Annotated in this window: 13 protein-coding genes; 5 read left to right on the top strand and 8 right to left on the bottom strand. The window is 63.0% G+C overall.

The genetic code is table 11. The features are described 5' to 3' along the window. Positions 1-32 precede the first annotated feature (32 nt). Positions 33-1,358 carry an MATE family efflux transporter gene (locus tag S7S_RS09810; protein ID WP_008735456.1) on the bottom strand — a complete coding sequence of 442 codons (1,326 nt, stop codon included), beginning with the start codon at positions 1,356-1,358 and terminating at the stop codon, positions 33-35. A gap of 124 nt (positions 1,359-1,482) precedes the next feature. On the opposite strand from S7S_RS09810, the gene nfuA reads away from it, so the two are divergent. Further along, positions 1,483-2,076 carry a Fe-S biogenesis protein NfuA gene (nfuA, locus tag S7S_RS09805; RefSeq protein ID WP_008735458.1) on the top strand — a complete coding sequence of 198 codons (594 nt, stop codon included), beginning with the start codon at positions 1,483-1,485 and terminating at the stop codon, positions 2,074-2,076. A 61-nt stretch (positions 2,077-2,137) separates the two neighbouring features. On the opposite strand, the gene S7S_RS09800 is transcribed toward nfuA, so the two are convergent. After that, entirely contained in the window at positions 2,138-2,941 is an 804-nt protein-coding gene (locus S7S_RS09800; RefSeq protein ID WP_041025980.1) for a M48 family metallopeptidase, read from the bottom strand. Between the two features lie 65 nt (positions 2,942-3,006). Next, complete coding sequence (locus S7S_RS09795) at positions 3,007-4,701, bottom strand: ABC1 kinase family protein (protein ID WP_238582887.1); 1,695 nt, start codon at positions 4,699-4,701, stop codon at positions 3,007-3,009. A gap of 162 nt (positions 4,702-4,863) precedes the next feature. Here S7S_RS09795 and msrA point away from each other — a divergent pair, with 162 nt between their 5' ends. Then, a complete protein-coding gene (gene msrA, locus S7S_RS09790) occupies positions 4,864-5,514 on the top strand; it encodes a peptide-methionine (S)-S-oxide reductase MsrA (RefSeq protein ID WP_008735464.1) in 651 nt (216 codons plus the stop codon). Positions 5,515-5,533: 19 nt separating this feature from the next. Continuing rightward, the gene (locus S7S_RS09785) at positions 5,534-5,854 is read left to right on the top strand and encodes an SET domain-containing protein (RefSeq protein WP_008735466.1); all 321 of its coding nucleotides are present in this window, start codon (positions 5,534-5,536) and stop codon (positions 5,852-5,854) included. Between the two features lie 2 nt (positions 5,855-5,856). Here the strand turns inward: S7S_RS09785 and S7S_RS09780 are convergent, their stop codons facing one another. The 3 genes from S7S_RS09780 to S7S_RS09770 form a co-directional block, all read right to left on the bottom strand. Next, entirely contained in the window at positions 5,857-6,540 is a 684-nt protein-coding gene (locus tag S7S_RS09780) for a pseudouridine synthase (RefSeq protein ID WP_008735469.1), read from the bottom strand. 13 nt (positions 6,541-6,553) lie between these two features. Then, a complete protein-coding gene (gene lon / locus S7S_RS09775) occupies positions 6,554-8,914 on the bottom strand; it encodes an endopeptidase La (RefSeq protein WP_008735472.1) in 2,361 nt (786 codons plus the stop codon). Positions 8,915-9,008: 94 nt separating this feature from the next. After that, the gene (locus S7S_RS09770; RefSeq protein WP_238582886.1) at positions 9,009-9,650 is read right to left on the bottom strand and encodes a class I SAM-dependent methyltransferase; all 642 of its coding nucleotides are present in this window, start codon (positions 9,648-9,650) and stop codon (positions 9,009-9,011) included. Between the two features lie 240 nt (positions 9,651-9,890). Between S7S_RS09770 and S7S_RS09765 the strand changes: the two genes are divergently transcribed. Next, entirely contained in the window at positions 9,891-11,156 is a 1,266-nt protein-coding gene (locus tag S7S_RS09765; RefSeq protein WP_008735476.1) for an ABC1 kinase family protein, read from the top strand. Here S7S_RS09765 and S7S_RS09760 read toward each other — a convergent pair. Together S7S_RS09760 and rimO are read right to left on the bottom strand one after the other, a co-directional pair. Next, positions 11,080-12,006: a DMT family transporter gene (locus S7S_RS09760; RefSeq protein ID WP_008735478.1), complete on the bottom strand. Its 927-nt coding sequence runs from the start codon at positions 12,004-12,006 to the stop codon at positions 11,080-11,082. The genes S7S_RS09765 and S7S_RS09760 overlap by 77 nt on opposite strands. Beyond that, positions 12,007-13,329: a 30S ribosomal protein S12 methylthiotransferase RimO gene (rimO, locus tag S7S_RS09755; protein WP_008735480.1), complete on the bottom strand. Its 1,323-nt coding sequence runs from the start codon at positions 13,327-13,329 to the stop codon at positions 12,007-12,009. It abuts the gene before it with no gap. A gap of 83 nt (positions 13,330-13,412) precedes the next feature. Here rimO and thpR point away from each other — a divergent pair, with 83 nt between their 5' ends. Beyond that, positions 13,413-13,949: an RNA 2',3'-cyclic phosphodiesterase gene (gene thpR / locus S7S_RS09750; RefSeq protein ID WP_008735482.1), complete on the top strand. Its 537-nt coding sequence runs from the start codon at positions 13,413-13,415 to the stop codon at positions 13,947-13,949. The last annotated feature ends 62 nt before the right edge of the window (positions 13,950-14,011 follow it).

Below are 14,011 nucleotides of genomic sequence, written 5' to 3'. Positions count from 1 at the left end.
GGTTTCTCCCGGGCAGCGGCCATGAAGGCCGCTCAAAGTTCAATACTGGCCCAGCGTCGACGGACCCAGAGCCAGCCCAGCAGGGTGGAGGTCAATAATCGTTGCCCGGCCTGGAGTATCCAGACGCCCAGCAGACCTGCGCCCAGCACGGGGCCGATGATATAGGCAAGCGGCAGAAAGAAAAACCACTGTACACACAGTGTCACCAGCATCACCGAGCGGGCGGCGCCGGCCCCCAGCAGGGCCTGTGTAAACACAATGGCGATGCCGTCCAGGCAGATGGCGACGCCGGTGATCATCAGTGGCAGCCGGCCCAGCTCGATCAGCGCCGGGTCGTGCAGGAACACGCCCAGGATGAGGTCCGGCACGAGCCACATGGGCATCGCCATCAGCCCCAGCAGCAGCGTGGCGATGCGCGTCACGTCCCAGCCCCAGCGGTAGGCGTCCTCGGCGTCGCGCCGCCCCAGTGCCTGGCCGACCAGCGAGGTGGCGGACAGGCCCAGGCCGATGGCCGGCAGGATCAGGAACAGCACCAGCGTGATCAGGACATGCGACACCGCGACTTCAGCGGTGCCGATACGGCCGATGATCCAGAACAGCACCGTCAACCCGGCCGAGAACAGCAATTGCTGCAACGAGTTCGGCGCCGAAATGCGCAGGATGCTGGCCAGCGTCGCCCGTGTCGGCAACGCGCGCATGAAGCCGTGCACACGGCCTTCGCGCCAGGTCTGGAGCAGGTACAGCAGGCTGCCGGCGTACAGCGCCACGGTGGTGCCAATGCCGGCGCCGGTGCTGCCCAGTTCCGGCAGGCCGAAAGCGCCGTAGATCAGCCCGTAGCTGAGGATCACGTTGACGACATGCACCGTGACCAGGGTGCGCAGGTAGACGCCGGAGCGATTGATGCCGTTCCAGTAGCCGCGATAGCTGAAATTCATTGCCACCGCAAAGACACCGCCGATGCGCGCCAGCAGATAGGGTTCCGCCAGCTCGCGCACGGCCTGATCAGTGTTGAGAAAGTTGACGAGATCACCGGCAAACAGCAGGAAAAACAGCAGGATCGGTATCGAAATGCCCAGGCCCAGCAGCAGGCCGGCGTTCAGCGGGACGGCATACACGTCGCTGGCGTCTTCGCCCTTGCGCCGCGCCACCACGGCCTGTACCCCGGCACCGAGGCCAAGCACCAGGCTGATGGCCATGAAGTTGGCATAGCCACCGATGCCCACGGCGGCCAGGGCGGCGTCACCGAGGCTGCCGACCATGGCTGCATCGACCAGGTTCAACAGGCTCTGGCTGGCCATGGCAGCCATGATTGGCAGGGCGAGGGCAAGGATGCGGCGGCTGCGGTCCCGGTCAAGCACAGTGTGGTCCTGGCGGAAAAGGGGGCAAGCATAGCAGAGCCGTTGCAGGCACGCCCGTGAGCGATGCTGGCATGCTGCTGCATACTTGACTAAAATAGTCGGAAATTCTCAGCCCGAGAGACTCATGGCAGAAACGCTGATTACGGTAACCCCGACCGCTCAGGACTACTTGCGCGACCTGCTCGCCAAACAGAGCTCGCCGGGGATTGGTGTACGTATTTTTGTAGAACGCCCCGGTACGCCGCATGCAGAGTGCTGCATGGCCTACTGCCCCGAAGGTGAGCAGGAAGGCAATGATGTGCGCATCGATTATGAAGGCTTTCACGCCTGGATCGACGGCAGCAGCGTGCGCTACCTGGAAGATGCCGTCATTGATTACAAGAAGGACAGCATGGGCGGCCAGCTCACCTTCCGCGCGCCCAAGTCCCGGGTACCGGAACTGAGTGACGATGCCTCGCTGGAAGAGCGTATCAACTACGTGCTGTACTCCGAGATCAACCCCGGCCTGGCGGCGCACGGAGGCAATGTGCAGTTGCTGGAACTGACCGATGACAATGTTGCCATCCTGGAATTTGGCGGTGGCTGCCAGGGCTGCTCGGCGGTGGACATGACACTGAAGAGCGGGGTGGAGAAAACCCTCAAGGAGCGCTTGCCGGAGCTGACCGCAGTCCGCGACAAGACGGACCACTCCATGACCGAAAACGCATACTACAAGTAAGCGGTATCACGATACGAAAGGGGCGCCTTGCAGCGCCCCTTTCTGTTTCCGGCACACGCGCTCAGGGCGTGCAGTTCGGCCGGCGGCCCGCCGCCTGGGCCTGCTGATACAACGGCATCACCTCCGGCAAGCGCGCCTGCAGGTCGCGGATACGGGTGGCATGGGACGGGTGCGTGGACAGGAACTGTGGCGGGCTGCCGCCGCTGGCGGCGGCCATGTTCTCCCACAGTGACACGCTTTCCCGCGGGTCGAAGCCGGCCTGGGCCATCAGCTGCAGGCCGATCACATCGGCCTCGCTTTCATGTTTGCGGCTGAACGGCAGGGCAATACCGTATTCCGCGCCCAGCCCCAGCAGGCCAAACAGCATCTGTTTTTCCTGGGTGGCTTCGCCGGCCATGGCGGCAAGAATCTGCATGCCGCTTTGCGTGGCGTATTGCAGCGACACCCGTTCATTGGAGTGCTGGGCCAGCACATGGCCCACTTCATGGCCCATCACGGCGGCCACCTGGTGCTGGTTGGTGGCCACCTTGAGCAGCCCGGTATTGACGCCGATCTTGCCGCCGGGCAGGGCGAAGGCGTTGGCGCTGTCGTCCTGAAACAGGTTCACCTCCCATTGCTGGTCGCTGTCCAGGCTGGTGGTGATGTTGTCCGCGATGCAGCGGACATAGGCGACCTTGCGGCTGTCCTTGCTGACCGGGGTTTCGCTTTTCATCTGGTTGTAGGCGGCGACGCCCATTTCGTCCATTTCCGCTGCCGGCATCAGCAGGAACTGGTTGCGGCCCAGCGGCGATGTGCTGCAGGCAGCGATCAGTGCGGCGGTGGTGACCAGCACGGTTTTCGTCAGTGACAGGTGGCGGCGACTCATTCAGGCACTCCTTGGCGTCCGGTCGGCACAGTATTCAGGATGTTATGACCGCCGGATGCGCCGGTTCATTCCCATTCGCGCAGGTAACGGCGCGACACCAGCATCAGCCAGGCGCCCCAGGTGGTACTGCCGAGAAACACCAGCAGACCGAACAGCGATATGTCCCACAGGGTCGGCGGGGTGCGCCCACCGAGCATCACGGCTCCGGCGATTATACCGCCTGTGACGAGCATCGCCTGCACCTGTCGATACTGAGAGCGCTCGATATGCCGCACCAGCCGTTCCAGATGGCGGGGATCGATGCCGTTGCCTTCGCTGACGGGGTTGCCGGCGGGCGCTGGCGGTGCATACAGGCGGTCTACCGCGTCGAGGGCCTTCAGGCTCAGGTTCTTTGCCAGCCGCGTCGGGCTGTAGCGTTGGCGCAGCATGCGGCGTATCAGCGGCTCGGCCTCGCTCATCACGTCAAAGCCGGGGTGGATCAGGCGCCCGAAGCCTTCCAGCGTGATGATCGCCTTGATCAGCAAGGCGATATCCGGCGGCAAGACCAGATTATGGTTGCGCAGCAGGCCGGTGATGTCGTTGAGCAGGGCGCCGACATCCAGGTCTTCCAGCGGGATGCCATAGTAAAGCGAGATCACATCCTCGACGTCGGCCACCAGCGCTTCATACTTCACCGGCTGGCCATCGGACCAGGAGGCCAGCACCGCCGCACAGCCTTCCGGCTCCTGCAGCACCACCGATTTCATGATCTGCACCATCTGCTCGCGGCGTGAGTGGGACAGTTTGCCGACCATGCCGTAGTCGAGCATGCCGATGCGGTTGCCGGGCATGATCAGGAAATTGCCTGGATGCGGATCGGCGTGGAAGAAGCCGTCCTCCAGTGCCATTTTCCAGGCGATGGCGGCGCCACGGCGGGCAATCAGCGGGCGGTCCATGCCGGCGGCTTCCAGGCGTTCGAGCTGCCGTGCGGGGATGCCTTCGATCAGTTCCTGCACGCTCAGGGTGGGGCTGGTCCAGGACCAGTACACCCGCGGTACCTTGACCCATTCCAGCTTGCGCAGGTTCTTGCGAATGCGGTCGGCGTTGCGCGCCTCGATGGTGAAATCCAGTTCACGGCTGAGTGAGCGTTCGAATTCGCGCACCAGTTCCACGGGCCGGTAACGGCGCAACTCGGCGGAGTTGTCCACGGCCAGCCGAGCCACATGGCGCAACAGACGCAGGTCGGAATCGATCTTGGCGCGGATGTCGGGCTTCTGGATTTTCAGTACCACCTGTTCACCACGCAGGGTGGTGGCGCGGTGCACCTGGCCAATGGAAGCCACGCCCAGCGGTACCGGATCAATGTTGCGGAAGACCTTGGTGACCGGTTTGCCGAGCGCCTGCTCCACCATCGGCAAGAGCTGTTCGAAGGGCAATGCCGGGGTGTTGTCCTGCAGGCGCTCGAACTCATCGATCCATTCACGCGGGAACATGTCCACACGGGTGGCCAGGATCTGGCCGAGCTTGACGAACGTCGGCCCCATTTCCTCCAGTGCACAGCGCAGCCGCTGCGGTGGTGGCATGGTCAGCAAATCGCGATCAATGCTGGTGCGCACCAGCTTGCCGGCCTGTTCCAGCGGCGCGGCCAGCCCGAGGCGGCGGATCACATCACCAAAACCGTACTTGAGCAGGATGGTCGCCAGTGTGTTGGCGCGACGCAGATCCTTGCCGGTATCAAGCAGCCCCAATGGAAACACTCCCTTGTCATCGTCGTGTGGCACGATTGTACGTGCCTTGAAAGCGGCAACGTGGACCACCATTCTCCACGTCATGACCATGGTAAAGCGTCAGTGTGCCGCATTTGGTGTTTACTGATATGTAATGATCTTGTTGACCGGCTGCAAGCACGATGGGGCGAGTGGTCGGTAATACGGAGGCCGTTTATGTGGCGAAGCAACGCTGACAAACAACAGATGCCCACGGCGGAGCAGGCCCTGCCGGGGCGCGAGCAGGCCATGCCGGTGACTGAACCACATCGCGTCACCGGTTTGGCACTGACACCGCCCTGGCCCGGGCAGTACCAGCAGGCCCTGTTCGGGCTGGGCTGCTTCTGGGGCGCGGAACGGCGTTTCTGGCAGCAGCCGGGCGTGCGCGTGACGGCGGTCGGCTATGCCGGTGGCCTGACACCGAACCCGACCTACGAGGAAGTCTGCAGTGGCCTCACCGGGCACAATGAAGTGGTGCTGGTGGTATTTTATCCCGCGCAGACCACCTATGAGACGTTGCTGAAAGTGTTCTGGGAAAGCCACGATCCGACGCAGGGCATGCGCCAGGGCAATGATGTGGGGACACAGTATCGCTCCGGCATCTACTGCTTTGATGCATCCCAGCAGCAGCTGGCCACGCAAAGCCGGGCGGCCTATCAGCACGCGCTGGACCAGGCCGGGCTCGGACAGATTTCTACGGAAATCCTGCCGGCGCCGATATTTTATTATGCTGAAACCTATCACCAGCAATATCTGGATCGTCACCCGAACGGATACTGCGGGCTGGGGGGCACCGGAGTGAGTTGCCCGGTGTCCGCATTTGGCTGAATGAAATGAAAGGGTTTGCATGAGCAGCGCTTATCTCCGACAGGAACTGGTGTATGTCGGTGCATCACCGGTACATGGCAGGGGCCTGTTTGCCCGTGTCGATATTCCCGCCGAGACGGAGCTCGGTATCTGCGCAACACAGCCGGCGGCCGGGGCCGGCCCGCACGTGTTGTGGCTGGATGAGGCGACGCGGCCGGTCCAGGTGACCTGCGATCTGCGTTACATCAACCACGCCGCGCAACCGAATGTGGCCTACTACGAAGACCTGAGCGTCATGACACTGCGGGACATCCAGGCGGGTGAAGAGCTACTGCATCACTACGGTGATGACTGGGCCTGACATCAGAAAGGCACGGCAGAACTGAACTGGTGCCACAGGCCGGTGGCAGGGTGGTTGAAACCCAGTTCGGTGGCATGCAGCAGCAGCCGTTCGCTGCGTGCCAGGGCAGCTGGCGGTGCGTACAGGTCGCAGCCGAGGATGGCGTGGCCAATCTCCCGGAGATGGATGCGCAGCTGGTGCGAGCGGCCGGTAACGGGCGTTAGCCGCAGGCGGGTCCTGTCATCGTTGCGGTCTCTGTCCAGCACCCGGTACCGGGTGAGGGAGGGCTTGCCGCGCTCGAAGCAGATTTTCTGCCGAGGCCGGTTGGCCCAGTCGGCGATGATCGGCAAGGTGATCTCGCCGGCGTCGTCTTCCACCAGCCCGTCCACCACGGCTTCGTATGTCTTGCTGACTTCCCGTTCAGCAAAGGCCCGGTTCAGGCGACGTTGTGCTTCGATGCCGATGGCGAACACCATCAGCCCGGAGGTGTCCAGGTCAAGCCGGTGTACCACCCGTACTTCCGGCTCGTCCTGTTGCAGGCGCCAGGTCACCGAGTCGCGGTTCTCCGGGCCACGGCCTGGCACCGACAACAGCAACGATGGCTTTTCCACCACCCAGCAGTGGGCATCCCGGTACAGGGTGCGCACGGGCTCATCGCAGCGGGGCACGATGTAATAAGGGCGTTCCTGCAACGGGGCCTGGGTCAATGTGTCGTCTGCCTCAACCGAATACCGTCTTGAACACGTCGTCATAATGGCTGGCGAAGTGTACCGTCATTTTCTCGCGCAGGTAGTCCGGCAGTTCGTCATAGTCGCGCCGGTTGGCTTCCGGCAGCACCAGCTCGCGCAGGCCGACACGCCGTGCGGCGATCACCTTTTCGCGGATGCCGCCGACCGGCAGTACCTGCCCGGTCAGGGTCAGTTCGCCGGTCATGGCGAGTTTGCGTGGCAGGCGCTGGTTGCGCGCGAGCGAAATCAGCGCAGTCGCCATCGTGACGCCGGCACTGGGGCCGTCCTTCGGTGTTGCGCCTTCCGGCACGTGCAGATGGATAAAGGCTTCACGAAACCAGTCCTTGTCGGCGCCATACTCTTCGATGTGGCTGGACACAAAGCTGTAGGCGATTTCACTGGATTCCCGCATCACGTCACCGAGCTGGCCGGTCTGGCGGAAGCCGCGACCATGGTTGTGCACGCGGGCGGCCTCGACCGCCAGCGTGGCGCCGCCCAGGGACGTCCAGGCCAGGCCAGTGACCACTCCCACACCGCGTTGCAGTTTTTCCGGGCGAAAGTACGGCTTGCCGAGAAATTCCTGCAGAGTGTTGCCTGTGACGGACAGGCTGCGCCGACCGTCCAGCAGTTGCACCACTGCCTTGCGGACGATGCGGTTCAACTGCTTCTCCAGGTTGCGGACGCCGGCCTCGCGGGCATAGCCCTCGATCACCTCGCGCAGGGCACTGTCGGAAATTTTCAGCCGCGACGGTTTCACCCCGGCACGTTCCAGGGCCCGTGGCCACAGATGCTTGCGTGCAATCTCGACTTTCTCGGCGGTGATGTAACCGCCGAGCCGGATCACTTCCATCCTGTCCAGCAGCGGGCCGGGGATCGAATCCAGGGTGTTGGCCGTGCAGATGAACAGCGTGTGTGACAGGTCCACGCGCAGATCAAGGTAGTGATCCAGGAATTGCTGGTTCTGCTCGGGGTCCAGCACTTCCAGCAGGGCAGACGCGGGGTCGCCCTGGAATGACTGGCCAAGCTTGTCGATCTCGTCGAGCATGATCACCGGGTTGCTGGTGCCGGTTTCTTTCAGTGCCTGTACCAGCTTGCCCGGCATGGCCCCGATATAGGTGCGGCGATGTCCCTTGATTTCGGCTTCGTCGCGCATGCCCCCCAGGCTCAGCCGATAGAAACGCCGGTTGAGCGATTCGGCAATGGCGCGGCCGATGCTGGTCTTGCCGACACCGGGCGGGCCGACCAGGAGGATGATGGCGCCGCGCATTTCACCGCGCATGGCACCGATGGCGAGAAACTCGATGATGCGGTCCTTGATGTCCGCCAGGCCGGCATGATGTTCCTCCAGCACCTTGCGGGCATGACCCAGGTCCAGGTTGTCGGTGGACAGCTTGCCCCACGGCACCTGTGTCAGCCAGTCGAGATAGTTGCGGGTGACAGCGTATTCCGGTGAGCCGGTTTCCAGGACTGAGAGTTTCTTCAGCTCTTCCTCGAACCGTTTCGCCACGGCACCGGGCAGCGCCAGGTCAGCCACGCGGGCCTCGAATTCCTCCACATCTGCGGTGCGGTCGTCCTTGGCCAGCCCCAGTTCTTTCTGGATGATCTTGAGCTGTTCGCGCAGGAAGAACTGCCGTTGCTGGGCAGAGACCTTTTCGTTGACCTGGTCATTGATGCTGTTCTGCAGCCGTGCGACTTCCAGCTCTTTCTTCAGCAGCACCAGCACTTTTTCCATGCGCTTGAGCAGTGGCACGGTTTCCAGTACGCCCTGCAGCTCGGCGCCGGAGGCCGTGGTCAGTGCCGCCGCAAAATCGGTCAGTGGAGACGGCTCGCGCGGGCTGAAGTTCTGCAGGTAGAGTTTCAGCCCTTCGTTGTAGAGCGGGTTAAGCGGCAGCAACTCCTTGATGGTGTTGATGATGGCCAGGGCATAGGCCTTCACTGAATCGGAGTCTTCTTCTTCCGCTTCCGGGTATTCCACTTCCACCAGGTAGGGGGGCTTGCGGCTGAGCCAGCCGGTAATGCGGAAACGGGCCAGCCCCTGGGCGACCAGTTGCAGCATACCGGACTCGCTGGCGGCGTTATGCACGCGCACCAGGCAGCCGTACTCGGGGAAATCATCGGGGCCGACCTCTTCGGGGGCACGGTCCCCGGTATAGACCAGCCCGAGGGTGTGGTGGGGTGTCTGGCTGACCCGCTCCACCGTCTGTTGCCAGATATCCGGCTTGAACAATACGGGCTGCACCAGGCCGGGCATAAAAGGGCGCTGGTTGACGGGCAGCAGATAAATCCGCTGCGGACGCTGCTCCGGCAGTACCAGGGAGAGGCCGGGCTGCTGGGTTGCCTGCTCATCACTCATCGGTCGCATTCCATTGTTTGGGGCGTGAATGCCTGAATGATGGCGACAGTGGCGGGAAATTCAATGGGGGCGCTTTGCGCCCCCGGGCAGGGTGTCAGCGGGGCGGTTCAATAATCAGCAGATCGGCGCTGGCCGGGCGGGGTTTGCTGGTGCGCCGTTCTTCCAGGCGCGCATCGAAACGCTCGATGCATTGCTCCGCCAGCGCATAAAAGGGTGCACGACCGGGGTCAGCGATGATGATCTGCTGCACGCCAGCGGACAGTGCCCGGCGGATCAGCTTGAACAGCACCGGGGTCAATTCGTCCCAGAAGCACACATCGGCGCCAGTGATCGTATGCACGCCTTGCATCTGCTTGCGTGTCAGGCGTTCAAAGCGGGCCCGCCGGGTGGTGATCGTCACACCGTTGCGTTCTGCGTGCAGGTCAAGGTAGGGGAACACATCCGGGTCGGCGTCCACCGCCGTCACATCCAGCCCCAGGCGCTTGGCGCTGTACACCGCCAGCACGCCCCAGCCACAGCCGATATCCATGTGGCGGCTGCCTTCCGGCGGCCGGTGGCGCTTGAGGTAGTCCATGACGACAAAGCTGGAGTTCCAGACCTTGTTGCCGTGGATCGAGGGGATGTGGGCTTCGCGCCGCAGCCGGCGGATATCGGGGTGGCTCTTCTGCAGGATGGTGATGCCCCGGGTACGGATCTCATTGGCCTTGCTGGCGGGCATTCGGATTCCTCGGGTCATGGCCTCTCCGTGCCGGGAGACGCTTTACTGGGGTGCGGTGATAGCAACACACACATTCTGGCGGCAGAATGTGTGATGCACACCTTACGAAGCTGTCGCCGATTGTTCAACTTGCCCGGCATTCCCGCTAAGGTGTGTGCATAACATATATGCATAACAACAGCGGCCTGCACAGGCCGTCACAGGCAGGACCCGCCCGGCAGCATCGGGCAGATTATGAGTTGAACCGGGGAGGCCCCATTGGTCGGGCTGCGAGAGAATATAGGTATCGGTGCGCGTGCACTGGGTTCGCTGGTGACCGGCCGTGGACGTTATCTGCGTGCGCTGGCGACCATGGCCGAAGTGCTGGCGGTATACGGCCGGCAGCGTGCACGCAGCCAGCGTACGCTGGAGGAAGTGCACGCCGATGCCGCCCTGCGCATCACCCGGCTGTGCCGCCGCAATGGCGCGAGCTGGGTCAAGGCGGCGCAGTTTTTCAGTTGTCGTCCGGATGTGCTGCCGTCCCAGTACATCGATTCCCTGCAAACACTTCAGAACGCCGCCCAGCCGGTGCATTTCGATCTGCTGAAGCCGGTGCTGGCCGAAGCGCTGGGGGCCGACTGGACCAGCCGTTTCAGCGAATTCGACCTGGTGCCGGTGGCCACCGCCTCGATTGCGCAGGTGCATCGCGCACGCCTGGTCAGCGGGGAAGAAGTGGCGGTGAAGATACGCCTGCCGGAAGTGGCGCGCCTGTTCGAGCAGGACAGCCGCATTTTCCGGCTGTTGTCCCGCCTGCTCGCACCGCTGGTCCATGAACTGGACGTGGTACAGGTGACAGAACAGTTGCTGGCCATGACGGCGGCAGAACTCGATCTGCGGAACGAAGCTGAAAACCTGCGCCGGTTTGCGCGTCTGCCGCATCCGGCCGGTATCAGCGTGCCGGTGCTGCACGACGACCTGAGCAGTGAGTCGGTGATGATCACCGGTTGGGTGCATGGCCACCGCCTGCGCGAATACCTTGATGTGCACCCCGACGAGGCATCGCGTCTGCTTGGCGCGCTGTTCGCGAGTTACCTGCAACAGGTGACACGGTTTGGTATCTACCAGGCTGACCCGCATCCCGGCAACTTCATCGTCAACGATGCGGGTGAGATCACCATCCTCGACTTCGGCGCCATCGGCCGCCTGACTCCGGAGGAGGTCCGGCATTACTCGCACCTGCTGTACGGGCTGATGGGGTTTGCCGGTGATGTGGATGTGGGTGACCTGTTCGCCCGCGCGGGATTTGTCGGTGGCAACCCGGAGACACTGCGCGACCTGTCCATGTATGTGCTCAGCGATCGCCTGAGTGGCCAGCACCCGCTGGAAGCAATGCAGGAACTGATGGAAAAATTCCGTGAGCAGAAAGTCAGGATCCCCGATTCCTATATCGGGATATCCCGGGTATTGATCACGATAGGCGGGTTCCTGATGACTTATCAGGTGCCGTTTGACTGGACACCACCGGAACGTCGTGTGCAGCACTGACACGGCCTTTGCGTTCCAGGTTCCAGACGCCGGCGGCGAAGATCAGCGCAGTACCCACCAGCGTGCTCCAGTGCAGCGCCTCGGCCCAGAACACCAGCCCGAGCAACGCCGCCCACACCACGGAGGTGTAGTTGTAAATCCCGATCCGGCCGGGGCTGGCCAGCTTGTAGGCGGTGGTCATGGTGATCTGCGCTGCTGTGGCCACCACGCCGATGGCGACCAGCCAGGGCCAGTGTTCCGGGCCGGGCAGGGGACGTACCCAGAGCAGTGGCACGGCGGAAATGAGCGAACTGAACACGCCGAACCAGAACACCGTGCGGCGCGGCGGTTCGGTGTCGGAAATACTGCGGATACCGACCATGGCCACGCTCATCAGCGCCGCGCCGGCCAGCGCCACCAGGTGCACCGGGTCGAAGTGGCCGGGCACCGGCCGCAACACAAAGCTGACACCGACAAAGCCGAGCATGATGGCGAGCAGGGTGCGCGCGCCGATACGGTCACCGAGCCATAGCCAGGCAATCAGCGGCATCAGAAACGGCGTGGTCATTTTCACCAGCACGGCTTCTGCCAGCGGAATATGCGCGATGGTGTAAAAGTAGCAGTACATCGCGGCCAGGCCTGCCACGGCGCGGATCAGGTGGCCGCCAAGACGACGGGTGGCCATGGCGTGCAGGCCGCCGCGCTGCAGCAGGAACGGCAACAGCACGGCCAGCCCGAGCAGGTTGCGAAAAAAAGTCACGACTTCCGGTGGCAGATCCTGGCTGACGTGCTTGACCATTGCCGCCATGACCGCCAGCAGCAGTTCGCTGAATATCAGCAGTAGTGCACCACGCCCTACCTGGTTTTGCATTCAGTTTTTGTCGACGAGGCTTGCCCAGAGATCGTGCTCGTCACTGTGCTCCACCCGGGCCCATACGCGCTGGCCCGGTTTGAGATCCGTCTCGCCGTTGAGGTACACCAGCCCGTCGATTTCCGGGGCGTCGGCCTGGGATCGGCCGATGGCGCCCTCGTCATCGACTTCGTCGATCAATACCTCGATATCACGGCCGACCTTGCGTGCCAGCCGGCGCGCGCTGATCCGCGCCTGAACATTCATGAACCGCTCAAGGCGTTCGGCGGCAACCTCTTCCGGCACCGGGTCCGGCAGCTCATTGGCGGGGGCGCCCTCCACCGCAGAGTAGGTGAAGCAGCCGACGCGATCGAGTTCCGCCTCTTCCAGCCAGTCCAGCAGCAATTCGAAATCCTCGTCGGTTTCACCGGGAAAACCGACAATAAAGGTGCTGCGAATGGTCAGGTCCGGGCAGATTTCGCGCCAGCGGCGGATACGCTCCAGCGTGTTTTCCGCATGCGCCGGCCGCTTCATCAGCGACAGGATGCGCGGGCTGGCATGCTGGAAGGGAATATCCAGATAGGGCAGGATTTTGCCGGCGGCCATCAGTGGAATAACCTCGTCCACGTGCGGATACGGGTACACATAGTGCAGCCGCACCCAGACGCCCATGCTGCCCAGCGCCTGGCACATTTCCAGCATGCGGGTCTTCACCGGCATGCCGTCCCAGAAGCCGGTCTGGTATTTCAGGTCCACGCCGTAGGCGCTGGTATCCTGTGAAATGACCAGCAGTTCCTGCACGCCGGCGCGCACCAGCCGCTGCGCTTCGTCGAGCACCTCGCCGACCGGCCGGCTGGCCAGTTTGCCGCGCATGCTGGGAATGATGCAGAAGCTGCACTTGTGGTTGCAGCCTTCGGAAATCTTCAGGTAAGCGTAATGACGCGGGGTGAGCTTGATGCCCTGCGGTGGCACCAGATCCACGAACGGATTGTGCTCGGCTTTCGGCGGCACAACCTCGTGTACTGCATTGACTACCTGTTCGTATTGCTGAGGCCCGGTGACGGCCAGCACCTGTGGGTGCACCTGACGGATATCGTCTTCCTGCACGCCCAGGCAGCCGGTGACGATCACTTTGCCGTTTTCGTTCAGCGCTTCGCCGATGGCTTCCAGTGATTCGGCCTTGGCCGCGTCGATAAAACCACAGGTATTGACCACCACGACGTCGGCGTCCTGAAAGGTCGGGACCACGTCATAGCCCTCGGTGCGCAACTGGGTGAGAATGCGTTCTGAATCGACCAATGCCTTCGGGCAACCGAGGCTTACAAAACCGACCTTACCAGGCATGCGAGGACGTCTCCTTTGCGGGGGCGCAATTCTACCTTGGCGCGGGCGCTGACGGCTATGCCTGGCTACAACGGAGCAAGAGCATGCGCTGTTTCCTGGGATTGCCGGTTACCGGCACACTGCGTCGCCAGTTGCAGGGCTGGTGTGGCGCTGGTGCGACGGCCTCAATGCGCTGGGAAATGGCGGATGACTGGCACCTGACGCTGGTGTTTCTCGGGCACACCGACAGCGCCACACTGGACCTGCTGGCGCCCGCTGTGGGTGGTATCTGCGTGCAGTCGGCTGCTATTCATCAGCCACTGGCCGGCCCGGCGCCATTTCCGCACAGCAACAGCCCGATTCTGGCACTGGAAGGCGAGGCCGTGGCTGCGTTGCTCACTTTGCATGAACGGCTGCAACAGGCCTGCACCGAGGCGGGATTGACGCTGGCAAGACAAGAACAGCGTTTTCGCCCCCATGTGACTCTGACCCGGGCGCGTACCCGTGGTACGCCGCTGCCGCCGCCAGCACCGCTACAACTCGACGCTAACGAGGTGGTGCTGTATTCCAGCGAAAGGCCGGATGGTGAGGGGCGGCGTTATCGGCCAGTGGCGCGCTGGCCACTGGCCGGCCAGCGGTAGTCGTTACCGCAACGGCCACGGGTTGAGTTGTGCGGCTTGACCGTTGGATAGCGATCATGAAT

It is taken from the genome of Isoalcanivorax pacificus W11-5, from assembly GCF_000299335.2.
Lineage (GTDB): Bacteria > Pseudomonadota > Gammaproteobacteria > Pseudomonadales > Alcanivoracaceae > Isoalcanivorax > Isoalcanivorax pacificus.
This window is presented reverse-complemented; position numbering and strand designations above follow the sequence as displayed.

Excerpts from the sequence above, each read along its gene's own strand:
- nfuA (WP_008735458.1), top strand. The coding sequence starts at position 1,483 with ATGGCAGAAACGCTGATTACGGTAACCCCGACCGCTCAGGACTACTTG.
- S7S_RS09800 (WP_041025980.1), bottom strand. The coding sequence starts at position 2,941 with ATGAGTCGCCGCCACCTGTCACTGACGAAAACCGTGCTGGTCACCACC.
- msrA (WP_008735464.1), top strand. The coding sequence starts at position 4,864 with ATGTGGCGAAGCAACGCTGACAAACAACAGATGCCCACGGCGGAGCAG.
- S7S_RS09785 (WP_008735466.1), top strand. The coding sequence starts at position 5,534 with ATGAGCAGCGCTTATCTCCGACAGGAACTGGTGTATGTCGGTGCATCA.
- lon (WP_008735472.1), bottom strand. The coding sequence starts at position 8,914 with ATGAGTGATGAGCAGGCAACCCAGCAGCCCGGCCTCTCCCTGGTACTG.
- S7S_RS09770 (WP_238582886.1), bottom strand. The coding sequence starts at position 9,650 with ATGACCCGAGGAATCCGAATGCCCGCCAGCAAGGCCAATGAGATCCGT.
- S7S_RS09760 (WP_008735478.1), bottom strand. The coding sequence starts at position 12,006 with ATGCAAAACCAGGTAGGGCGTGGTGCACTACTGCTGATATTCAGCGAA.
- rimO (WP_008735480.1), bottom strand. The coding sequence starts at position 13,329 with ATGCCTGGTAAGGTCGGTTTTGTAAGCCTCGGTTGCCCGAAGGCATTG.
- thpR (WP_008735482.1), top strand. The coding sequence starts at position 13,413 with ATGCGCTGTTTCCTGGGATTGCCGGTTACCGGCACACTGCGTCGCCAG.